20 protein-coding genes are annotated in these 21,765 nt (G+C 45.2%); all 20 read left to right on the forward strand.

Annotated elements, in window-relative coordinates; all coding sequences use genetic code 11:
* Positions 1 to 165 precede the first annotated feature (165 nt).
* The 20 genes from rpsB (at position 166) to rpsO (ending at position 21,716) form a co-directional block, all read left to right on the forward strand.
* Positions 166 to 888 (forward strand): 30S ribosomal protein S2, encoded by a 723-nt coding sequence (gene rpsB, locus ACR6HW_RS00005; protein ID WP_455729122.1) that lies wholly within the window; start codon positions 166 to 168, stop codon positions 886 to 888.
* Between the two features lie 73 nt (positions 889 to 961).
* Positions 962 to 1,609, forward strand: coding sequence for a translation elongation factor Ts (gene tsf, locus ACR6HW_RS00010; RefSeq protein WP_455729123.1), 648 nt, complete (start codon positions 962 to 964; stop codon positions 1,607 to 1,609).
* A gap of 254 nt (positions 1,610 to 1,863) precedes the next feature.
* Positions 1,864 to 2,580 (forward strand): UMP kinase, encoded by a 717-nt coding sequence (pyrH, locus tag ACR6HW_RS00015; protein WP_455730913.1) that lies wholly within the window; start codon positions 1,864 to 1,866, stop codon positions 2,578 to 2,580.
* Positions 2,580 to 3,137, forward strand: coding sequence for a ribosome recycling factor (gene frr / locus ACR6HW_RS00020; RefSeq protein ID WP_455729124.1), 558 nt, complete (start codon positions 2,580 to 2,582; stop codon positions 3,135 to 3,137). The genes pyrH and frr overlap by 1 nt, the downstream gene beginning before the upstream one ends.
* A gap of 225 nt (positions 3,138 to 3,362) precedes the next feature.
* On the forward strand, positions 3,363 to 4,094 hold the full coding sequence (locus tag ACR6HW_RS00025; protein WP_455729125.1) for an isoprenyl transferase: 732 nt from the start codon (positions 3,363 to 3,365) through the stop codon (positions 4,092 to 4,094).
* Between the two features lie 13 nt (positions 4,095 to 4,107).
* Complete coding sequence (locus ACR6HW_RS00030; RefSeq protein ID WP_455729126.1) at positions 4,108 to 4,890, forward strand: phosphatidate cytidylyltransferase; 783 nt, start codon at positions 4,108 to 4,110, stop codon at positions 4,888 to 4,890.
* A 573-nt stretch (positions 4,891 to 5,463) separates the two neighbouring features.
* On the forward strand, positions 5,464 to 6,609 hold the full coding sequence (locus tag ACR6HW_RS00035) for a 1-deoxy-D-xylulose-5-phosphate reductoisomerase (RefSeq protein ID WP_455729127.1): 1,146 nt from the start codon (positions 5,464 to 5,466) through the stop codon (positions 6,607 to 6,609).
* A 14-nt stretch (positions 6,610 to 6,623) separates the two neighbouring features.
* The gene (gene rseP, locus ACR6HW_RS00040) at positions 6,624 to 7,619 is read left to right on the forward strand and encodes an RIP metalloprotease RseP (RefSeq protein ID WP_455729128.1); all 996 of its coding nucleotides are present in this window, start codon (positions 6,624 to 6,626) and stop codon (positions 7,617 to 7,619) included.
* Positions 7,620 to 7,631: 12 nt separating this feature from the next.
* The gene (ispG, locus tag ACR6HW_RS00045) at positions 7,632 to 8,681 is read left to right on the forward strand and encodes a flavodoxin-dependent (E)-4-hydroxy-3-methylbut-2-enyl-diphosphate synthase (protein WP_455729129.1); all 1,050 of its coding nucleotides are present in this window, start codon (positions 7,632 to 7,634) and stop codon (positions 8,679 to 8,681) included.
* A 14-nt stretch (positions 8,682 to 8,695) separates the two neighbouring features.
* Positions 8,696 to 12,946 carry a PolC-type DNA polymerase III gene (locus tag ACR6HW_RS00050; protein WP_455730914.1) on the forward strand — a complete coding sequence of 1,417 codons (4,251 nt, stop codon included), beginning with the start codon at positions 8,696 to 8,698 and terminating at the stop codon, positions 12,944 to 12,946.
* Between the two features lie 181 nt (positions 12,947 to 13,127).
* Positions 13,128 to 13,613, forward strand: a complete 486-nt coding sequence (locus tag ACR6HW_RS00055) for a ribosome maturation factor RimP (RefSeq protein WP_455729130.1) — start codon at positions 13,128 to 13,130, stop codon at positions 13,611 to 13,613.
* Positions 13,610 to 14,743, forward strand: coding sequence for a transcription termination factor NusA (gene nusA / locus ACR6HW_RS00060; RefSeq protein WP_455729131.1), 1,134 nt, complete (start codon positions 13,610 to 13,612; stop codon positions 14,741 to 14,743). The genes ACR6HW_RS00055 and nusA overlap by 4 nt, the downstream gene beginning before the upstream one ends.
* A complete protein-coding gene (gene rnpM / locus ACR6HW_RS00065; protein ID WP_455729132.1) occupies positions 14,744 to 15,007 on the forward strand; it encodes an RNase P modulator RnpM in 264 nt (87 codons plus the stop codon). It abuts the gene before it with no gap.
* Positions 15,000 to 15,302, forward strand: coding sequence for a L7Ae/L30e/S12e/Gadd45 family ribosomal protein (locus ACR6HW_RS00070; RefSeq protein ID WP_455729133.1), 303 nt, complete (start codon positions 15,000 to 15,002; stop codon positions 15,300 to 15,302). The genes rnpM and ACR6HW_RS00070 overlap by 8 nt, the downstream gene beginning before the upstream one ends.
* A 15-nt stretch (positions 15,303 to 15,317) precedes the next feature.
* Complete coding sequence (gene infB, locus ACR6HW_RS00075; RefSeq protein ID WP_455729134.1) at positions 15,318 to 18,098, forward strand: translation initiation factor IF-2; 2,781 nt, start codon at positions 15,318 to 15,320, stop codon at positions 18,096 to 18,098.
* 26 nt (positions 18,099 to 18,124) lie between these two features.
* Complete coding sequence (rbfA, locus tag ACR6HW_RS00080) at positions 18,125 to 18,508, forward strand: 30S ribosome-binding factor RbfA (protein WP_455729135.1); 384 nt, start codon at positions 18,125 to 18,127, stop codon at positions 18,506 to 18,508.
* A 3-nt stretch (positions 18,509 to 18,511) separates the two neighbouring features.
* On the forward strand, positions 18,512 to 19,495 hold the full coding sequence (locus ACR6HW_RS00085; RefSeq protein ID WP_455729136.1) for a DHH family phosphoesterase: 984 nt from the start codon (positions 18,512 to 18,514) through the stop codon (positions 19,493 to 19,495).
* On the forward strand, positions 19,492 to 20,394 hold the full coding sequence (gene truB / locus ACR6HW_RS00090) for a tRNA pseudouridine(55) synthase TruB (protein ID WP_455729137.1): 903 nt from the start codon (positions 19,492 to 19,494) through the stop codon (positions 20,392 to 20,394). Before ACR6HW_RS00085 ends, truB begins: the two co-directional genes overlap by 4 nt.
* Positions 20,395 to 20,396: 2 nt before the next feature.
* On the forward strand, positions 20,397 to 21,326 hold the full coding sequence (locus ACR6HW_RS00095) for a bifunctional riboflavin kinase/FAD synthetase (protein WP_455729138.1): 930 nt from the start codon (positions 20,397 to 20,399) through the stop codon (positions 21,324 to 21,326).
* Between the two features lie 126 nt (positions 21,327 to 21,452).
* A complete protein-coding gene (rpsO, locus tag ACR6HW_RS00100; RefSeq protein ID WP_455730915.1) occupies positions 21,453 to 21,716 on the forward strand; it encodes a 30S ribosomal protein S15 in 264 nt (87 codons plus the stop codon).
* Positions 21,717 to 21,765 lie beyond the last annotated feature (49 nt).

A 21,765-nucleotide genomic window follows, 5' to 3' on the forward strand; every position in this document is an offset into this window, starting at 1 on the left:
GATGCACATAAAAAAGTAAATTTAACATTGTCTTTTAAAGGCCCTTATGTTATAATGTCAAAGGTATGAAAACACACCCGATGACGAGTGCGTTGAAGTTGCCGAAAGGTCTCTTCGTACGATGACTGTCGGGGCGGTTAAAAACAAATTTTAGGAGGAAAAAGCATGTCAGTAGTATCAATGAAAGAATTGCTTGAAGCCGGTGTACACTTTGGTCACCAAACGAGAAGATGGAACCCGAAAATGGCTGAGTACATCTTCACAGAAAGAAACGGTATTTACATTATCGACCTTCAAAAAACAGTTGGTAAAATTGATGACGCTTACAACTTCATCAGAAGTGTAGCAGAAGAAAACGGTACTGTTTTATTTGTAGGTACAAAGAAGCAAGCTCAAGAAGCAATCGAAATGGAAGCTAAAAGAGCAGGCATCTACTATGTTAACCAAAGATGGTTAGGTGGTATGTTAACCAACTACAAGACGATTAAGAAGAGAATCGACTTGTTGTTCAAATTAGAAAAAATGGAAGAAGACGGCACATTTGAAGCGCTTCCAAAAAAAGAAGTTCTCAAATTAAGAGCCAATAAAGAAAGATTAGAGAGATTCTTAGGCGGTATTAAAGAAATGCCTAAATTGCCAAGTGCAATTTTCGTGGTAGACCCTAAGAAAGAAAGAATTGCGATTAAAGAAGCTAAGACATTAGGTATTCCAGTTGTTGCAATCGTCGATACAAACTGTGACCCGGATGAAGTTGATTACGTAATTCCTGGTAATGACGACGCAATCCGCGCGGTTAAATTAATTGCAGGCAGAATGGCAGATGCTGTAATCGAAGCGCGCCAAGGTGAGCAATTAGAGCCTGCTGCAACTGAAGAAGAAAACGCTTAAGGTCAAGTCATATAAAAGAGAGGTAAGAGTGCGCTCTTACCTTTTTTAAAACGATTTTTAAGGAGGAATTACAATGGCTATTACTGCAGCTATGGTAAAAGAGCTAAGAGAAACAACAGGCGCAGGCATGATGGACTGTAAAAAAGCGCTCGTTGAAAAAGAAGGAAACATGGAAGAAGCGGTGAAGTTCTTAAGAGAAAAAGGCATTGCTAAAGCCAACAAAAAAATGGACAGAATCGCAGCTGAAGGTATTGTTGCCTCATACATCCACGGCGGTAGAATCGGCGTTATCGTAGAGATTAACTCTGAGACAGACTTCGTCGCTAAAAACGAAGAGTTCCAAGAGTTTGCAAAAGACGTTGCAATGCAAGTTGCAGCAGCAAACCCTCAATATGTAAAAATCGAAGAAGTACCGCAAGAAGCGATTGAAAAAGAAAAAGAAGTTCTTAGAAACCAAGCGCTTAACGAAGGCAAACCTGAAAAAATCGTTGAAAAAATGGTTGAAGGTAGAATTGCAAAATACTACAAAGAAGTTTGTCTGTTAGAGCAACCGTTCATCAAAGATCCAGACAAGACTATCGATCAACTTTTAAAAGAGAAAATCGCTAAGATCGGCGAAAACATCTCTATCAGAAGATTTGCAAGATTTGAAGTCGGCGAAGGTTTAGAGAAAAAATCTGAAAACTTTGCTGAAGAGGTTGCGAAGCAATTACAAAGCTAATAAAAAGCACCAAGTGGACACGATGTCTTAGGGCGATGTGATTTCACACCATACTTGCAAACGACAACATTTTGTGTGTTAAGACACTTGAGTTCATTGCATTTTGCTTCTAAGTGTTGCGAAATGGTTTTGAGCTCAAACCTTGTTGTTTAAATAAGAGAGAACACAGCTGTGTTCTCTTTTTTAAGGAATAGAGAATCTTTCTTGAACGTTTATGAAAGTTGCTGTAAAATAGAATAAGGAATGGAGGGTTTATTTTGGATCTTAAATATAAGAGAGTCGTTCTTAAGCTTAGTGGAGAAGTCCTTGCAGGCGGAAAAGGCTTTGGTATTGACGGCGAAATGGTCAACCGCATTGCCACGCACATCAAGACGATGACAGAAAAGGGCGTGGAAGTGGCAGTTGTCATTGGCGCAGGTAATTTTTGGCGCGGCAGAAGCAGTCAAAATATGACGAGAACGACCGCCGACTACATGGGCATGATGGGAACAGTTATGAATTCCCTCGCTATGGCGGATGCGCTTAAATACAACAATGTCCCCAATGTGGTTATGAGCGCTATAGCTATGACGCAGTTGGCAGAATCTTATAATAGAGAACGTGCGGTGTCTTATTTGAGTGAAGGCAAAGTCGTGCTGTTTGCAGCCGGTACAGGCAGTCCGTTTTTCTCAACGGATACCACAGCGGCATTGAGGGCGGCGGAGATGGACGCAGAGCTCATATTGCTGGCTAAGCGCATCGACGGTGTGTACGACGCCGATCCAATGATAAATCCAGATGCTAAAAAATACGACAAACTAGATTACTCAGAAGTGCTCAATAAAAAACTTGCGGTTATGGATTTCACGGCCATTACGTTGTGTATGGACAATTTGATTCCAATCGCAGTCTTTGACTTGAATCAGCCTGAAAACATTCTTAAAGCGTGTTCAGGTGAAAATGTAGGTACTATAATCGAGGAGGCAAATTGATGAAAAATTCAGTTCACGTTCAACTAGAAGAGAAAATGAACAAGACCGTTAGCGTGCTAAAAGATGAATTGACACACATTAGAGCCGGTAGAGCCAACCCGCTTATTTTAGACAAGGTAAAAGTTGAATACTATGGCGCAGAGACGCCAATCAAACAATTGGCGAGTATTTCAGTGCCGGAACCTAGAATTCTTCAAATCCAACCTTATGACGCCACAGTGCTCACCGATATTGAGAAGGCGATTCAGATGGCCGACCTCGGTATTAACCCGGCAAACGATGGGAAAGTCATTCGTTTGGTTATCCCGATGCTCACAGAAGAACGTCGTAAAGAGCTCACTAAAACAGTAAAAAAACTTGGCGAAGATTCGAAAATCGCTTTGAGAAACGAGAGAAGAACAGCCATCGATCAGCTTAAAAAAATGGAAAAATCAAAAGAGATTACCGAAGATGAGTTGACTTCAGGAGAAAAAGATATCCAGAAGATGATTGACGAAAAGGTTGCTGAAATCGATACATTGGTTTCAACTAAAAGTGAAGAAATATTAGAAGTGTAGTAAAAGGGAATGGTTTTCGTGAATAGCAATTCGGAAAACCATTCTTAATTAGGAGAAGTTAGCCTATTGTAACGTCTATAGACTTTACCGCCCATGTCAAATGATGCAAGTTGGCGCTTGAAAAAACACGTGGCACTGAGCATTTGTTGAATAAGTCACCATATGGGGCATTTAAAGCTACTGGACGTGCAGCACACGCGTGTCGGCGACACTTTGAGGTGATGTATGTTTTTTAAAAAAAAGAAAAGTGTGCGCTTGACAGAACTGCCAAGACATGTGGCTTTTATTATGGATGGCAACGGTCGGTGGGCGAAAAAAAGGGGCCTCCCCAGACTTTTCGGACACAATGCAGGGACAGAAGCGCTGAAGAAAATCGTCATTGAGAGTCAAAAACTCGGAATACCCTATATCTCCTTTTATGCTTTTTCGACGGAAAACTGGCGTCGTCCTGCTGAAGAGGTGGAGGGGTTGATGAAAATTTTGGTCAAGTTTTTGCGCTCTGAAATCGATGAAATACATGAAAATAACGTAAAGATCAACATATTGGGTGATTATACCAAACTGCCGGCTTTTCAAGTGGGTGAAGTCGAAAAAGCACTTGAAAAGACAAAGAACAACGACGGTATGAACTTTAATATTGCCTTGAACTACGGGGGGAGAGATGAGATATTAACGGTGACAAAGGCAATTGCGGCCTCTGTTGAAGCGGGGGAAGTGGATGTAGAAGCCATTGACGAAGCGCTGTTTGAATCCCATCTCTACACAAGTGGCATGCCTGAGCCGGACTTGCTTATACGGACAAGCGGCGAACAGCGCCTTAGCAATTTTATGTTATGGCAAATGGCGTATACCGAGTTTGTCTTTGAAGACGTTTTTTGGCCGGACTTCACACCAGAAGTCTATCGAAAAGCACTTGAGAGGTATGGGGGACGGCATAGGCGCTTTGGTGGCGTTTAGATAGGGGAGTAGAATGAAGACACGTATCGTATCGGCTTTGGTGGCACTGCCATTGCTGTTTATTGTATTGATTAAGGGCGGCACTTATTTGCTCGTGGCAACAGTGCTGCTGAGTCTGATCGGATTGCACGAGTACCTTAAAATTTTCACAGACCAAAGAGTTGCTAAAAAGTTACCTATGGCGACGACACTTTTATGGTTCGTAGGACTTTACATGAACTGGGGAGAAGCTTATTTTACATTTCTTATTACATTCTTAGTGCTCTTCCTCATGGGAATGACTGTGTTTGACCGCCTTTCATTGACTGGTGTGGCTTTGACCTTGCTCGGCTTTTTTTACGTCGTCTTCAGTTTGGCACACATTGTTAAGATAGACCGTGTGGGTGACAACTTCTTCTTGTGGTACCCATTCATTATTGCTTTTGTTTCCGACACCTTTGCTTATTTCACGGGCAAACTCATTGGCAAAACGCCGCTTATTAAAAAGGTCAGCCCTAATAAAACCGTGGAAGGCTCTGTAGGGGGTGTTGTATTTGCAACACTTGCTAGTGGCATCTACGCTTATATTTTGAATCCGGATTTTTTAGTATATGCCGTCGTCCTCGGATGTTTCGGTAGCATCCTTTCACAGATGGGCGATTTAATGGCTTCAAAAATTAAACGCGTCTATCACATTAAAGACTTTGGCACAATTATGCCCGGCCACGGCGGTGTGCTCGATCGTTTTGACAGCATAATTGTCACCATGCCACTGGTGTACTACACCATGGTATTGTACATGACTTTTACGGCGTAACATTTTTGAACGGATGTCAAGAAGCGCGTCAGAACGTCATGGGTTGCTTGTTGTTCGTCAACAACATTTGCCCCACCTACGGTGTATCAAAGCGCGTTTCGCTGACGTCTTCACGCGTTAAACACTCGCGAGAAGACTTTTGGCTCAACGCTTGTTGTTCGTCAACAACATTTGCCCCACCTACGGTGTATCAAAGCGCGTTTCGCTGATGTCTTCACGCGTTAAACACTCGCGAGAAGACTTTCGGCTCAACGCTTGTTGTTCGTCAACAACATTTGACCCACCTACGGTGTATCAAAGCGCGTTTCGCTGACGTCTTCACGCGTTGAACACTCGCGAGAAGACTTTCGGCTCAACGCTTGTTGTTTAAAAGTTTAAGATAAAGTTACGTTATGAATAGAGAAAAGAATGGTATAATAAGAGCAAAATTGTTATGCCTCAGTTAGTTGTGTTGTTGTAAAAGTCGATATGTGACTTGTTGCAGCAGTCTTCTTGCCACTGTATTCTAAGTGGGCTGAGCGCATAGTGTTGTGCTCTTTTTATGTATTTAGGATAAATGAAATGAGAGATAAAATGAAAAAGATAGTCGTATTAGGTGCGACGGGTTCCGTCGGAACTCAAGCGCTTGAAATTATTGAAGAAAGTGCGCGCTATGAGATCTTTGGCATCACTTGTTACAATCGCATAGAGCGCGTTATTGAACTGGCAAAGCGTTACAAGCCGAAAGTGGTTGTCGTCTATGATGAAAATCAGTACGAGGCCCTCACAGAAGCCTTAAAAGGTCTGGGGATTACCGTTGCCGCCGGGCTCAACGGAATTCTGGAGTTGGTTGCACACGAGGCTGTAGACGTCGTGGTAACGGCGATTGTAGGAAATGCAGGTTTGCTTCCTACTGTTAAGGCCATTGAAGCCGGAAAGACCATAGCACTGGCAAATAAAGAGACACTGGTAACAGCGGGGCATCTGATTATGCCTATGGCACAAGCTGCAGGCGTTCCTGTGATTCCTGTAGACAGCGAGCACAGTGCCATCTTCCAATGTTTAAATGGCGAACCGCCTGAAGCAGTGGATAAAATCATTCTCACGGCGTCAGGTGGGGCGTTTAGGTCGTTTACAAAAGCCGAAATTGCCCAAAAGACTTTTCGAGAAGCATTGAAGCACCCCAATTGGTCCATGGGCGCTAAAATCACTATTGATTCGGCGACGATGATGAACAAAGGCCTCGAGTTTATAGAAGCGCGCTGGCTCTTTAATGTACCCCCTTCTCAAATAGAAGTGTTGGTACACCCACAGAGCATCGTCCATTCGATGGTTCAGTTTAAAGACAGTGCTGTGGTGGCACAACTCGGCGTACCGGATATGCGTTTGCCTATTATCTATGCCTTGGACTACCCAGAGCGGCATCCCAACAGCATTCCCAAACTGGACTTTGGGACGATGGGTGCTTTGACGTTTGAACGACCGGATTTTGAGCGCTTCCCGTGTTTGAGCTTGGCCATTCAGGCCATATCAGAAGGCGGTGCACTGCCAACGGTTCTCAACGCGGCCAATGAAGTGTTGGTCGAGGCCTACTTAAAAGAACAAATCGGTTTTTATGACATTGCAACCGGGGTAGAAAAAGCGATGACCCGTTATGAGACGAAGTCGTGGCCGTCCCTTGAAGAAATACTTGAAATCGACGCCGAAGTTAGAGCGTACACAAAAAGACAAATAAAGTAGAATAGGAGAAGCTTATGATATTGACCTTAGTGAGTTTTGTCATTATATTTTGCATCCTCGTCATTGTCCACGAGTTTGGACATTTTATAACGGCGCGGTTATACGGGGTTCGCATTCACGAATTTTCAGTGGGAATGGGACCGGTAGTTTTGAAAAAGCAAGGCCCTGAAACCTTGTACGCTTTAAGGGCTATTCCTCTTGGCGGTTACGTCAAAATGGAAGGTGAAGATGAAGAATCGACAGACGAACGCAGTTTTAGCAATAGAAAACCTTGGCAGCGTTTGATTATCTTGGCGGCTGGTGCCATTATGAACTTTGTACTGGCCTTTGTTTTGCTTCTGATTTTAGGCATTGCCATCGGCGCGCCGTCTAATACGGTAGGGGCCGTTGTTCCCGATGCACCTGCCGCTGCTTCGGGCTTGGTTGCCGGTGACAAAATCACTTCCGTGAACGAGATTCCCGTCGACAGCTGGGAGGGGTTAACAGAAGCGATACAAACTTCAAAGGGCGAGGGGCTCGTACTGGATGTGGTAAACGGCACTGAGCGTAAAGTTGTGGAGATACAGCCGGAAAAGGATGTCAACGGTCGCTATGTTATCGGTATACAGGCCAAGTACGAAAAAGATTTTGGAAAGGCATTTGAAAATGCCGGTAAACAGTTTAAAACGTTTTTTATGGGCATTTTTGAATTCTTATCCCGTTTAGGTGAAAAAGAAATTAGAGAAGGCGTTTCAGGCCCAGTGGGTATTGTAAGTGCCATTGGTCAAGCCTCTAAAATGGGCATCTTAAATTTAATCCTCGTAGCGGCGTACATTTCTGTGAACTTGGGCATCTTTAATTTGCTCCCATTTCCAGCGCTAGACGGCGGCCGCATTGTGTTTGTCTTAATAGAAATGATTAAAGGCAAGCCCATCGATAGAGAAAAAGAGGGGTATGTTCATTTTGTCGGCATCGTCCTGTTGCTGATGCTCACCGTATTCCTGACTTTTAGAGATATTCAGAGATTTTAACAGGGGGCAATTATGCGTAAAACTGTAACAGTGGGCAATGTGGCCTTAGGTGGTGGTCATCCAGTTGTCATTCAGTCTATGACCAATACAAAAACGGAGGATGTTAAGAGCACCGTTGCACAAATTTTAAGACTTGAAGAAGCGGGGTGTGAACTCGTTCGCGTCGCCGTCCCCAATATGAAAGCTGCCGAGGCCATCGGCGAAATAAAAAAACAGATACACATTCCGCTGGTAGCGGACATCCACTTCGACCATCGCTTGGCCTTAGCGGCAATTGAGCAGGGCGTCGATAAAATTAGGATCAATCCGGGTAATATCGGTAGTGAAGAAAAAGTAAAAGCGGTTGTCGACGCTGCGAAGTCAAAAGGCATTCCCATTCGAATCGGCGTCAACGGCGGTTCTTTGGAGCGCAGCATCTATGAAAAATACGGCGGGGTTACAGCTGAAGCGCTGGTTGAGAGCGCCCTTTATCATGTGCGCATCTTAGAAGCACTGGATTTTGAAGACATTGTTATTTCTATTAAATCTTCTGATGTTCGAATGACAGCAGAAGCCTACCGGATGCTTCACAAAGCGACGACGTACCCGCTTCACTTGGGCGTCACTGAAGCGGGCACTGTGTTTACGGGGACCATTAAGTCTGCCATTGGCATCGGTATCCCCCTGTACGAAGGCATTGGCGATACGATTCGCGTCTCCCTCGCCGGGGAACCCGAGCGAGAAATCGATGTGGCCAAGCGCATCCTCGAAGTGCTGGACATTCGCCAGTTCGGTGTAAAGGTTATCGCCTGCCCGACTTGCGGGCGTACACAAGTCGATCTCGTGACCATTGCAAACCTCGTCGAAGAGCGCGTTAAGCACATTGACAAGCCGCTGACAGTTGCTGTTATGGGCTGCGCGGTCAACGGGCCGGGTGAAGCCAGAGAAGCCGATATCGGCATCGCCGGCGGAAACGGGGAGTTTCTGCTCTTTGAGAAAGGCATGGTCATCAAAAAAGTAAAAGAATCAGAAGTTGTTGAGGCCCTTTTAGAGGCCATTGATAAGTACACTATAGAAAGGTGAGCGTTTTGAGTAGAATGCCCTTTGATCAATTGATCCAGAAAAATTTAAAAGTCAGCAGTTACGAAGTGCATCGAATACAGTACGAGGAAGCCTCGCGACATCTCAATATCCAACTCAGCTCAGATCAGATTATCCCGTCTGCCAATGTGACGCGCTTTAAAAACACCATTCTTAAACATCTCTCTTTTGTGAATACCTGCGACGTGCGCGTGGACTTCACCGGGGAACCCCTCGGGGTCGGCGCCTATTGGGACAGTATTTTACAAGTTGTCAGACGTAAAAACCCCGCTGTGGCCAGCATATTAAAACGCTCTGAAGTTTCTTTCCCAGAGGGGGGCATTCACATCGAGTTTGAAGACCAAGGGCTTGAAAACACCTTTCATCAATACGATACGGAATCGCTGATTAATACGATTTGCGAGAAAAATCTCAACCGGAAATACGCCATTACCACCTCGTCAAAACACGCCGATGTAGACGGTCTTAAAGCCTATGAAGAAGCTCGTGAAGAGGAAATCAAACAATTGGTTAATGAGAACACTGTAGCACAACCGGTACCTTCACCCGCTAAGTCGACGTCATCTGCCTCGGACCGTCCAAAGGGCAATGTGTTGTATAAGAACAAAATCAAGCGCGGTACGACGCCTGTTGACGATATTTGCTTAGAAGAAGAAACCTATGCCATTGAAGGCAAGCTGCTCGCCTATGAGTCGCGTGAGATTAAAGGCGGCAAGTTTATTTTAAAGCTCTTTCTCTCAGATTTGTCCAACGCCATTGCCTGTAAGGCTTTTTTAAAGAAGAAAGACTTTGAGTCCATTGAATCGGAGTTAGTTAAGGGCAACTGGTACATTGTGGAGGGCGTCAATCGATACGATGCGTTTGACAAAGAGCAGGTGCTCAACATCTTGTCGATAAACAAGGGACATGAAGAAATTCCGCGTGTGGATACCGCAGAAGAAAAGCGCGTTGAACTGCATTTACACACGAACATGAGTGAAATGGACGGGATGACGTCGGTTAAAAAAATTGTCAAACGCGCCATTGAGTGGGGGCATCCTGCTATAGCGATTACGGATCACGGTGTCTTACAGGCTTTCCCGGATGCTGCAGATGCCGCAGGGGACGACATCAAAGTCCTGTATGGCGTAGAAGGCTATCTTATTGACGACGTCACCGATATGATCGCAGATGCCGACGGGTATGCCCTCGACGAGACCTATGTGGTATTCGATATCGAGACTACCGGGTTTTCCTATTGCAACCATACGATTATTGAAATCGGTGCTGTAAAAATCCATAAAGGGGCCGTTATCGATCGCTACAGTCAGTTAATCGACCCGACGTACAACATTCCGTCTAAGATTACAGAACTCACCGGTATCACCGATGAAATGGTCAAGGGGATGCCGACACTTGACAAAGTGTTGCCTGAGTTTATGGCCTTTGTAGACGGTGTCCCCGTCGTCGCACATAACGCGACTTTCGACTGCGCGTTTATCAGACATTATTGTGGTGTTTACGAGATTCCCTTTACTTCTAAGATTCTCGACACATTGGCACTGAGCCGACTGTTGTTAACGGCCATAAAGAAACACAATCTAAAAGCGGTAACTAAGTTTTTGAAGATTCCTTTACACGATCACCATAGAGCGGTTGCCGATGCAGAAGCGACAAGTCGCGTGCTCGTCAAGTTTTTCGAAATGCTCAAGGAAGCTCAAGTAGAGACACTGGAAGGTATCAACGCGTACGCCCGATTGAACTTCCCCTATCAAATGCGCGATATGAATCACATTATTATTTTAGCCAAAACGCAAGTCGGGCTAAAGAACCTTTACGAAATGGTTTCGCATTCCAACTTGAACACGTATTATCGAAAGCCGCGTATCCCGAAGAGCCTTCTCATTGAAAAAAGAGAGGGACTTATCTACGGCAGTGCTTGCGAAGCGGGGGAGCTGTATAAGGCGATGATGAACAATCTGCCGGAAGCGCGTGTGCGTGAAATTGCAGACTTCTACGATTACCTCGAAATACAACCCCTTGAAAACAACGGATTTATGGTGGCAAACGGTCGCGTGCGCGGCTACGATGAGTTAGAGGCAATCAACAAGCGTATTCTAGCACTTGGTGACGATCTTGGGAAACTCACAGTGGCCACTTGTGACGTCCACTTCTTAGAACCGGAAGATGAAGTGTACAGGCGCGTACTCATGGCGGGGAACGGCTTTAGTGATGCAGACAATCAGGCGCCGCTTTATTTTAGAACCACCGATGAGATGCTGGCGGCATTTGACTACCTTGGCGACCGTGCAAAAGAAGTCGTTATAGACAATCCCAAGCGCGTGAGCGAATGGTGTGATGCCATTTTGCCCGTGCCAAAGGGCACATTCCCACCAGTCATCGAAGGGGCTGATGAAGAGTTCAGAACCATGTGTGTGGCGAAAGCCAAGCGTATCTACGGGGAACCCCTGCCGGAAATTGTCGAAAGTCGTTTGGAGCGAGAACTGACTTCTATCATCGGCAACGGTTACGCCGTTATGTACATCATTGCGCAAAAGCTTGTTACAAAATCGTTGGAAGACGGTTTCCTCGTCGGATCGAGAGGGTCCGTCGGGTCGTCATTTGCGGCGACAATGAGCGATATTACAGAGGTTAACCCTCTGCCGCCGCATTATATTTGCGATCACTGTAAATTCTCAGAGTTTATAACCGACGGTTCATACGGTGCCGGTGTCGATATGCCGGATAAAATTTGTCCGTCTTGTGGCAAACCACTTATCAAAGAAGGACACGACATACCGTTTGAAACCTTCCTCGGCTTCGACGGCGATAAGGAACCGGATATCGACCTTAACTTCGCCGGAATTTATCAGGCCAACGCACACAAATACTGTGAGGTGCTCTTTGGTAAAGGGAAGACGTTTAAAGCGGGCACCATTGGCACCATCGCTGAAAAGACTGCCTACGGCTACGTTAAAAAATATTTTGAAGAGCGCAACATCAATGTCCACCGCTATGAGGTCGAACGTCTGGCACAAGGACTCACCGGTGTCAAGCGAACGTCGGGGCAGCATCCCGGCGGGATTATGGTCGTGCCGCAGATAAACGACATACACGAGTTCTGTCCGATTCAATACCCGGCCAACGACGTGAACTCCGACGTCATTACGACGCACTTCGACTACCACTCCATCAGTGGCCGCCTGCTGAAACTGGATATACTGGGACACGATGTGCCGACGATTATTAAGTACCTGGAAGAGCTTACCGGCGTCAATGTATTTGATATTCGTCTAGACGATCCCGATACCATGGCAATATTTACAACCACCGAAACTCTTGGGATTCAGGATGATACGTACAGCATCGACATCGGCAGTCTCGGCATACCGGAGTTTGGAACGAAGTTTGTAAGGCAAATGCTCAAAGATACAGAACCCAAGACTTTTTCAGACCTCGTGCGCATCTCGGGGCTATCGCATGGTACAGATGTATGGCTCAACAACGCACAGGACTTGGTGCGCAACAACGTCGTAACCATTAAAGACGTTATTGCGACGCGAGACGATATTATGAACTACTTGATTTTAAAAGGCCTCGAACCGCTGACGTCGTTTAAAATTATGGAGAGCGTTCGTAAGGGCCGTGGTTTAAAGGACGGAGACATTGAAGTGATGAAGCAAAACAACGTGCCGGATTGGTACATCACGTCGTGTCAAACCATCCAGTACATGTTCCCCAAGGCACATGCCGTCGCTTATGTCATGATGTCTGTGAGAATCGCTTATTTTAAAGTGCACCACCCGCTGGCGTTTTATGCGACTTATTTTACCACTAAAGTCGATGATTTTGACGCTGATCTCATCTGTAAAGGCGCAGAGGTGATTCGCGCCAAGATGAAGGAGCTCGAACAGCTTGAAAAGCCGACGAAGAAAGAACTCGATCTATACGGTATTCTCGAGATTTCAGACGAAATGTACTCGAGGGGGCTGTCATTTATGAAAGTGAGCATAGAGCACTCGCATGCGACGCAGTTCAAAATACACGAAGGGAAGATCTTGCCGCCGTTCTTGGCGCTTCAAGGCGTCGGCGCATCTGCGGCAGAAAGTATGATGGAAGTGATTAAGGAGAATCATGAGTTCTTGTCAATCGAAGACTTCAGACGCCTGACCAAAGTATCCAAAACGGTTATCGAAGCAATGAAAGTACATGGCTGTTTTGACGATCTGCCGGAGGACAACCAGTTGTCGCTATTCTCATTTGCATAAAAGAAATGGGTATGTTATAATAAAACGGTGAATAGATGTGGCAACAAAGAGTGGGCTAAAATCCCACTCTTTGTTATTGTAAATACCTCTCGAGCGCATTGAGAGATGAAAACGATTCAACAACGATGTTATGTGTTAAAGATAAAGATTCAATTTATAGAGAAAGAAGGTGTGCACAGTTATGAAGAAGAGGAGAGTCGTTGATATTGTCGAAGACATATTAGCACCTTACGTCAAGACGCAAAGTATTGAACTCGTCGACGTGGAATTTGTCAAAGAAGGGCCCTATCGTTATTTAAGAGTAACTATTGACAAGGAAGAACCGGTGACGCTAGACGATTGTCAACTGGTCAGCCAGTATTTAAACGGGAAGCTGGACAAACTCGATCCCATTGAGGAACAGTACTTTTTAGAGGTGACTTCCCCAGGCGTAGAACGCGTTTTAAAAAAGGACTCAGACTTTGAGAAGTTTAAGGGGAAAGAAGTTCAACTTAAACTGTTTCAACCGTTTGACGGCCAAAAAATGATAACGGGCGCGTTAGAGGGATTGGTAGACGGTCATGTCGTTGTTACACATGAAACCATGGGCAGAATTGAAATACCTAAAAGCAAAGTTTCTGTGACAAAACTTGTCGTCCATTTTGATCAAGAGGAGGGAGAACTGTGAAGACAGAATTGTTACTCGCTTTAGAAGAGCTTGAAAAAGAAAAAGGTATTTCAAGTGAGATGCTGTTCGATGTCATTGAAGACGCAGTCGTAAAAGCTTATAAAAATAACTTTGGTGCCACACATAATGTTGAAGTTGAACTCAACAGAGAAACGGGTGAAATCAACGTTTACTCTGTTAGAATTGTCGCTGAAGAAGTGCTGGAGGAAGGGGTTCAAATAACGCTTGAAGACGCTAAAAAAATTGAACCTTTTTACGAGATTGGCGACATTGTAAAAGAAAAGGTGACGCCGAGAGATTTCGGTAGAATTGCGGCGCAATCGGCAAAACAAGTGGTCGTTCAGAAGATTAGAGAAGCTGAACGCGGCGTGATTTACGAGGCGTATTCCAATCGCGAATCTGAAATCGTCAACGGTGTTATTCACCGCGTTTCCAAAGGCATCGTCTACATCACATTGGGGAGAACAGAAGCGTTGATGGCGCAAAATGAACAAATTCCCAATGAACAGTATATCCAAGGTGCGCGTATTAAAACGGTTATTACAGAAGTTAAAAATTCCACAAAGGGACCACAGATATTCGTATCGAGAACACATCCAGCTCTTGTAAAGCGCTTGTTTGAGTTGGAAGTTCCCGAAATTTACGACGGTGAAGTCGAGATTAGAGGCATTTCCAGAGAGCCGGGGTCGAGAACAAAGATCTCGGTTTACGCGAGTAATCCAGACCTCGATCCGGTGGGGGCATGTGTCGGCCAAAAAGGCAGCCGCGTGCAGAACATCGTCGACGAACTCCAAGGTGAAAAAATCGATATTATCGAGTGGCATGAGAACCCGGCTATTTTGATTTCAAATGCGCTGTCGCCTTCTAAGGTGATGCGCGTTGAAGTCGATGAAGACGAAAACTCCGCCCTCGTAGTCGTTCCAGATTACCAGTTGTCACTTGCCATCGGTAAAGAAGGTCAAAATGCGCGTTTGGCTGCGAAGTTGACCGGGTGGAAAATCGATATTAAGAGTGAGAGCCAGTACATCGAGTATCTTGAAGCCGAAGAAGCTGAAGTATATGAAGAAGTTGACGTATACGAAGAAGCTGAGGTATACGAAGAAGACGAAGTGGATGGAGATGACGTGTAAATGAAAAAAATACCTATGAGGAAATGCATCGCCTGTGGCGTACAAAAGCCTAAAAAAGAACTTGTTCGCGTCGTCAAAAACAAAGAAAATGAAATCTTTGTAGATTACACGGGCAAGCAAAATGGCCGAGGCGCTTATATATGTGGCACAAAAGCTTGTTTTGATTTGGCAATTAAGAAAAACGCCTTCAATCGAGCACTTGAATGTAAAGTAGAAGACACAGTCTTTGAAGACCTCAAAGAAAGGTTAAAAGAAGATGCATAAAATTTTAACTTTGCTTGGATTTGCAAAAAAATCGGGCAGTCTCGTCTGTGGTGAAACCCTCTGTGCGGAAAACATCAAGAGACACAAGGTCTCTTTGCTTATTATCGCTGAAGACATTAATGAGACCACCCGAAATAAGATGGTACAGCTTTGCGAATCCGAACAAATAAGTTATAGAATTTTAGCTTCGAAGGAAGCGCTTTCCGAAGCAATTGGGAAGCACAACTATGGACTGTTCGGCGTGACAAACAAAAAATTTTCCAGAGCGTTGATAGAGAAAATTGACGCTCTATAATTCGGAGGTGAAGCTATGTCTAAAACCCGAATCCATGAATTGGCAAAGGCATTAAACATCAGCAGCAAAGAACTTATCGATACAGCTTCTAAAATGGGCATGGATGTGAAAAATCATCTGAGTGCCTTAGAGGACTCGGAAGTTTCTAAACTAAAAGGCAGATTTTCGCCTAAAAAGCCCGTTGATAAAAAGACAAATGGCGAAAAGAAAACACATAACAAAATTATTTACGATCGTACAAAAGAAGTAAAAGCGGAAGAACGCAACAGAAACCAGTCTAACCGCAATTACAAGAATAGGTCGCAAGGGGATCGACCACAAGGCGATCGTCAGCAGAACAACCGTTCGCAAGGCGACCGTTCTCAAAGCAATCGCCCGCAAGGGGATCGACCGCAAGGTAACCGTTCTTATAGTGATAGACCGCAGGGCGACCGATCACAAGGCAACCGACCACAAGGCAACCGTTCGCAGGGCAATCGCTCATATGGCGACAGACCTCAAGGCAATCGACCGCAAGGTAACCGCTCGTATGGTGACAAACCACAAGGCGATAGGCCTCAAGGCAACCGTTCGCAAGGGGACCGTTCCCAGGGCAACCGCTCATACGGCGACAGGCCTCAAGGCAGCAGACCGCAGGGGAATCGTTCGTATGGTGACAGATCAAAGCCTCAAGGGGATCGTCCTTACAACAACGACCGAAACAAAAGTGGTGGTTACAACAAGGACAACAAAAAAGACTTTAGAAAAGACACGCGCAACACTAAGAAAAAAGATGAATTTCCAACGATTGAGATCGCTGAAAAGACACCGAGCAAAAAGAAAATGGCCAAAAAGGAAAAAACAGTGGTCACTTTCGACAAAGACCGCTTAGAAAACAAGTCTAAAAAAGCGACGAAGATCAAGAAGGAGCAAATGACCTACAGCAACGATTCAGATAGACGCAAGAAGTTCGACTTCGGCAAAAAGAAGAAGCAAAAGAGCGGTAAGTACAAAGACAAAAGTGAAAAAGAAAAGTTGGAACGCTTAGAAGAAAAACTGACGCGAGAAACCATCTTTGTGCCGGCTGAAATGACGGTCAAAGACTTTGCAGAGGTTATTCATAAGCAACCGAATGACATTATTATGAAGCTGATGGGCATGGGCATTATGGCCACGCTCAATCAAAACATCGACTTTGATACAGCGGCACTTGTGGCACTGGAGTACAACATCACACTGGAAGTAGAAGTCATTGAAGAAGAGAACCACGTCGAGGCGTACGATCTCGAATTCGAAGACGATCCGAAAGATTTGGTGAAACGTGCCCCTGTAGTAACGGTAATGGGCCACGTCGACCACGGTAAGACATCGCTTCTCGACGCCATTCGTCACACGGGTGTGGCCGATGGCGAAGCCGGCGGTATCACGCAACACATCGGTGCGTCAGAAATCGTTCACAACAACGAAAAGATCGTCTTCTTAGATACACCGGGTCACGAGGCCTTTACATCGCTACGTGCACGCGGCGCAAAGGTAACAGATATTGCGATTCTCGTAGTGGCAGCAGACGATGGTGTTATGCCTCAGACCATTGAGGCCATTGACCACTCTAAAGCAGCTGGTGTCCCGATTATCGTCGCGATTAACAAGATGGATAAGCCGGGTGCCAACCCCGACCGCGTGAAGCAAGAACTCGCTGACAGAGGCATTGTTATTGAAGAGTGGGGCGGCGATGTCATCGCGGTACCTGTATCGGCTAAAACAGGAGAAGGTCTTGAAACCCTGCTTGAAATGGTCTTATTGGTATCCGAAATGCTTGAACTCAAAGCCAATCCGGAGCGTTTGGGTATCGGTACAGTTGTCGAAGCCAAAGTCGTTAAGGGTAGGGGAACCGTATCGACCATTATCCTCGAAAAGGGTGCCATGTCTGTGGGCGACCCAGTTGTCGCCGGTACAACCTACGGTAAAGTCAAGGCGATGTACAACGACCGAGGTAAGAAAGTCAAGAAAATCGGCCCGTCTTCAACAGTTGAAATCGACGGCTTGACGGACATCCCACAAGCAGGTGAAAAGATTTATGTAACGCCTGATGAAAAAATAGCGCGTTTAATTTCTGAGAAGCAAGCAGCGGATTACAGAGAAAAAACGCTTAACAAAAACATGCACGTTACACTTGAAGACCTGTTCTCTAAAATACAAGAAGGGGTTATTAAAGACCTTAACATTATTATTAAAGCAGATGTCCATGGTTCAGTTGAAGCCATTAAGCAGTCGCTTCTGAAACTGAGCACGGAAGAAGTACGCGTAAACATCGTTCACGCCAACGTCGGGGCCATTTCAGAATCTGATGTCATCTTGGCCTCCGCTTCAGACGCGCTCATTATCGGATTTAACGTCAGACCGTCTGGAAACGTTATGGCAACTGCTGAGCAAGAAGGGGTCAACATCCGTACGTACAGCATTATCTACGAGGCCATCAACGATGTTCAAACAGCGCTTAACGGTATGTTAGATCCTGAGTTTAAAGAGGTGGTTCTGGGTAGAATACAAGTAAGAGCAACCTTTAAAATTCCTGGCGGTGTCATCGCAGGTGGCTACGTCCTCAACGGAAAAGTGCCTCGTAACGCAAGTGTTCGCGTTATTCGAGACGGTATCGTCATTCACGAAGGCAAAATTTCGTCTCTAAAACGCTTTAAAGACGACGTTAAAGAAGTGGCGACCGGTTACGAGTGCGGCGTCGGCATCGAAGGTTTTAACGACCTCATCGAGAACGACGAAATCGAAGCATTTGTACTCGAAGAAATCAAACGAGGCTAAAGATTTATTTGAAAGAAGGTGTACTTATGTCAGCAGGACGCACTAAAAAAGTAGCTGAAGAGATAAAGAAAATTGTAAGTACCTTGATGCTGCAACAAATTAAAGATCCTAGAATTTCTAAGTTGTCGTCGATTAATTACGTCGAGGTAACCGGTGATTTTAGGTATGCAACCATTTACGTGAGTTGCTTTGATCCAAAACACAATGTGGATATGACCATTGCCGGACTCAACAGCGCAAAGGGCTTTATCAGAAAGGAACTCGGTAAAAAGCTTAAGTTACACTACACGCCGGAACCTATCTTTAAAGCGGATCACTCTGTGGAGCACGGTATGCACATCAACGATATTTTAACTTCTCTCGACATCAAGCACGATGAAGAAGAGAGCGAGGAAGAAAAAGAGGATTAAAGTATGCAATCAAACGAGAGAATAAAGGCTCTTGTCCAGTCGGTTTCAAACGCTTCCGACGGTGCGATTTGCATCTTACCGCATTGCTTTCCAGACGGCGACACTTTGGGCTCTGCCATCGCCGTCTGTGAATGGCTTAAACACCACAATAAAAAAGGGTATATCGTCTTAGAGGACGCTATACCCTCTAATTTATTGTTTTTGTTCGACGGGTTGGAAACGCCGATGACTGTGGAGGCTGCAAAGTCGAAAGAATGGGCGCTTGCCATTGCTGTGGACTGCGGTGAAACGAAGCTCTTTTACGACAGATTGGACATTTACGAACGCGCGGCTGTTAAAGTCGCCATCGACCATCACTTAACACATTCAGATTACGCCCCGCTTGCCATTGTAGACGCTTCTGCGTCATCTACCGGTGAAATCGTCGCGGGCATGTTTGAAACCTGTGGGTTCCCTTTTAACGAGACGACTGGCAAAGCACTGTATACGGCTATTGTAACGGATACGGGGAACTTTAGATATTCCAATACAAAGCCGTCTACATTTAGAATTTGTGCAAAGTTGATGGAGAGCGGTTTCGATTTTAATGCAGTCAATGTAGCGCTCTTTCAAAACAAATCATTTGAGAAAGTGACCTTGCTGAACAAAGTCTTTGAGACCCTCGAACTTCATTACGACAACCGACTGGCTTTGGTCGGTCTGGAAGCGTCATTGATGGAAAAACTCAGTTACGATACCTATGACACAGATGGCATCGTCGAATACGTGAGAGATATCGCCGGCGTTGAAGTCGTCGTTTTTATCCGGTACATTGGCGGAGGCAGCCACAAAATTTCAATGCGTTCTAAAAACGACATTGATGTCAGTGCAGTTGCACAGGCTTTCTCAGGTGGTGGGCACATGAAAGCGGCGGGCTTTAAATCGGACAACTCTTTTGAAACGATTAAGACGGCGCTGATTTCACATTTTGGAGATGTATTTAAATGATTCAATTAAATGGCGTCCTCGTTATCGATAAACCTCAAAATATGACGTCTCACGATGTCGTCGCCATTTTGAGAAAGCAGTTGAAAACGAAAAAGGTCGGGCACACGGGGACACTAGACCCAATGGCAACCGGCGTTTTGCCCATCTGCATTGGCAAGGGGACTAAAATCGTCGATTTCCTTACAGATCAAAAAAAGCGCTATGCGTGTACAATGGCACTTGGAGCAATGACCGATACGCAGGATGTGTGGGGGACGGTGCTCAAAATGGCGCCGACGGCACATATTGATGCGTCGACTTACAAAGAGGCTATCATGAGTTTTGTCGGCGATATCCTGCAAGTGCCGCCGATGTACAGCGCCCTTAAAGTCGGCGGAGAAAAACTCGTTGATTTGGCACGCAAAGGCATCGTTGTGGAAAGGCCCCCTCGGCCGCGCACCATATACGCTATAGAAAATATCACGATTTTCGGCGAACGGGCGCAGTTCGATGTGACGTGTTCAAAGGGAACCTATATACGCACTTTGTGCAACGACATTGGTGAAAAACTTGGTACACACGCCCATATGACAGCGCTCAAACGCTTGGCATCGGACCCATTTGAGCTGGAAGATGTCATAGACGTTGAAACGGTGAAAGGCATGACTTACGAAGCGCTCACGGCAAAAATAGTTCCAGTAGATAAAGCGCTTTCCTTTATGGGAACGGTTGAAGTGCCGTCAGATCCTGTGTTTGTCAAGAAGATTGCCAATGGCGTGAAAGTGAATCTTCAACCGTTTTTGAAGCGAGACGGTTTGAGCACTGAGCGGTTTTACCGCGTGTATGTCGACGGGACCTTTTACGGCATCGCCGAAAAGACGTCGTCCGGCATCTATATAAAGAAACTGATGGTGGGATAAAAATGAAACTGTATTTTGAACTCGAGGCAATTGAAAGAGATGAAAAAGGGACTTCGGTAGCTTTGGGCACTTTTGACGGCTTGCACATTGGACATATGGAGATTATCAAAGATACCATTGCCGTGGCAAAGGCCCGCGACCTCAAGTCTTTTGTCTATACCTTTTCCAACCACCCGAGAGCACTTTTGACGCCGAACAATCCCCCGGCTAAGATTATGGACATAGACGAAAAAGTTCAGATTTTCTCACATGTCGGTCTGGATTATTTGGCGCTTCTAAAGTTCGACGACTTTCAGATGACCATTGAACCGGAGCGCTTTGTCAAAGAAGTACTCGTCGATAAGCTCAATATGAAACATCTCACTGTGGGCTACGATTACCGTTTTGGCAAAGAAGCGCGTGGAAATGTCGATATGCTTTTGGCGCTGGGCGAGCAATACGGCTACAGCTGCGATATCGTCCAGCCCATTATGCGCAACGATGTACGCGTGTCTTCGACGTTAATTCGAAAGTTGCTCGAACAGGGGCGCGTGGAAGAAGCCAATTTCTACTTGGGTAGGCGACACTTTATCAAAGGCAAAGTCATCCGCGGAAAAGGCAAGGGCAAGACATTTGGTTTTCCAACAGCCAATATGCAGATTAAAGAAAATATCAGTACGTTGTGTTCTGGGGTGTATATTACTGAAACGCTGATTCAGGGAACCTTTTACCCAAGTGCGACCAATGTCGGCTACAACCCGACGGTTGAGGATACGGGACTTCACATGGAGACTTTCGTCTACGGCATCGACCGACCGCTCTATGACGAACACATTGAAGTCCACTTTATCAAGCGCTTGCGCAACGAGATGAAGTTCGAGTCTGAACAGGCTTTAATCGAAGCCATGCAAAACGATGTGGCACAGATGAAAGCGTATTTCGACTTAAAATAACCGTTTACTTTCGTAGCAGAATATGGTACTATAGTGTAGTTGATAAACGACCAATCGCTTTGTTCACCGTGACGCCAACGGTTTACTAGGCTTTTGGCTAAAATTAAAATGGAGGCGAATTAAATGATTACTAAAGAAGTAAAAACCGGCATTATTGAAAAGCACAAGACACATGCAACTGATACGGGATCAGCAGAAGTACAAATCGCAATCTTAACGCAAAGAATCAATGAGTTAAACGATCACCTTAAAATGCACAAGAAAGATCACCACTCAAGAAGAGGTCTTTTAAAGATGGTCGGTAAGAGAAGAAATCTTCTCAACTACCTCAAAGATAGAGATATCGAAAAGTACAGAGCGCTACTTGTAGAACTGAACTTAAGAAAATAATGACTGCAAGGACTTGGATTTCTCCAAGTCCTTTTATCTTGCAAACATG

The sequence above is a fragment of the Fusibacter sp. JL298sf-3 genome (assembly GCF_053842995.1).

Coding starts and splice junctions, on each gene's coding strand:
- rseP (WP_455729128.1), top strand. CDS start 6,624: ATGATATTGACCTTAGTGAGTTTTGTCATTATATTTTGCATCCTCGTC.
- ispG (WP_455729129.1), top strand. CDS start 7,632: ATGCGTAAAACTGTAACAGTGGGCAATGTGGCCTTAGGTGGTGGTCAT.
- ACR6HW_RS00055 (WP_455729130.1), top strand. CDS start 13,128: ATGAAGAAGAGGAGAGTCGTTGATATTGTCGAAGACATATTAGCACCT.
- ACR6HW_RS00070 (WP_455729133.1), top strand. CDS start 15,000: ATGCATAAAATTTTAACTTTGCTTGGATTTGCAAAAAAATCGGGCAGT.
- ACR6HW_RS00085 (WP_455729136.1), top strand. CDS start 18,512: ATGCAATCAAACGAGAGAATAAAGGCTCTTGTCCAGTCGGTTTCAAAC.
- infB (WP_455729134.1), top strand. CDS start 15,318: ATGTCTAAAACCCGAATCCATGAATTGGCAAAGGCATTAAACATCAGC.
- rnpM (WP_455729132.1), top strand. CDS start 14,744: ATGAAAAAAATACCTATGAGGAAATGCATCGCCTGTGGCGTACAAAAG.
- ACR6HW_RS00095 (WP_455729138.1), top strand. CDS start 20,397: ATGAAACTGTATTTTGAACTCGAGGCAATTGAAAGAGATGAAAAAGGG.
- ACR6HW_RS00030 (WP_455729126.1), top strand. CDS start 4,108: ATGAAGACACGTATCGTATCGGCTTTGGTGGCACTGCCATTGCTGTTT.
- ACR6HW_RS00025 (WP_455729125.1), top strand. CDS start 3,363: ATGTTTTTTAAAAAAAAGAAAAGTGTGCGCTTGACAGAACTGCCAAGA.
- truB (WP_455729137.1), top strand. CDS start 19,492: ATGATTCAATTAAATGGCGTCCTCGTTATCGATAAACCTCAAAATATG.
- tsf (WP_455729123.1), top strand. CDS start 962: ATGGCTATTACTGCAGCTATGGTAAAAGAGCTAAGAGAAACAACAGGC.
- rbfA (WP_455729135.1), top strand. CDS start 18,125: ATGTCAGCAGGACGCACTAAAAAAGTAGCTGAAGAGATAAAGAAAATT.
- rpsB (WP_455729122.1), top strand. CDS start 166: ATGTCAGTAGTATCAATGAAAGAATTGCTTGAAGCCGGTGTACACTTT.
- ACR6HW_RS00035 (WP_455729127.1), top strand. CDS start 5,464: ATGAAAAAGATAGTCGTATTAGGTGCGACGGGTTCCGTCGGAACTCAA.
- ACR6HW_RS00050 (WP_455730914.1), top strand. CDS start 8,696: ATGCCCTTTGATCAATTGATCCAGAAAAATTTAAAAGTCAGCAGTTAC.
- frr (WP_455729124.1), top strand. CDS start 2,580: ATGAAAAATTCAGTTCACGTTCAACTAGAAGAGAAAATGAACAAGACC.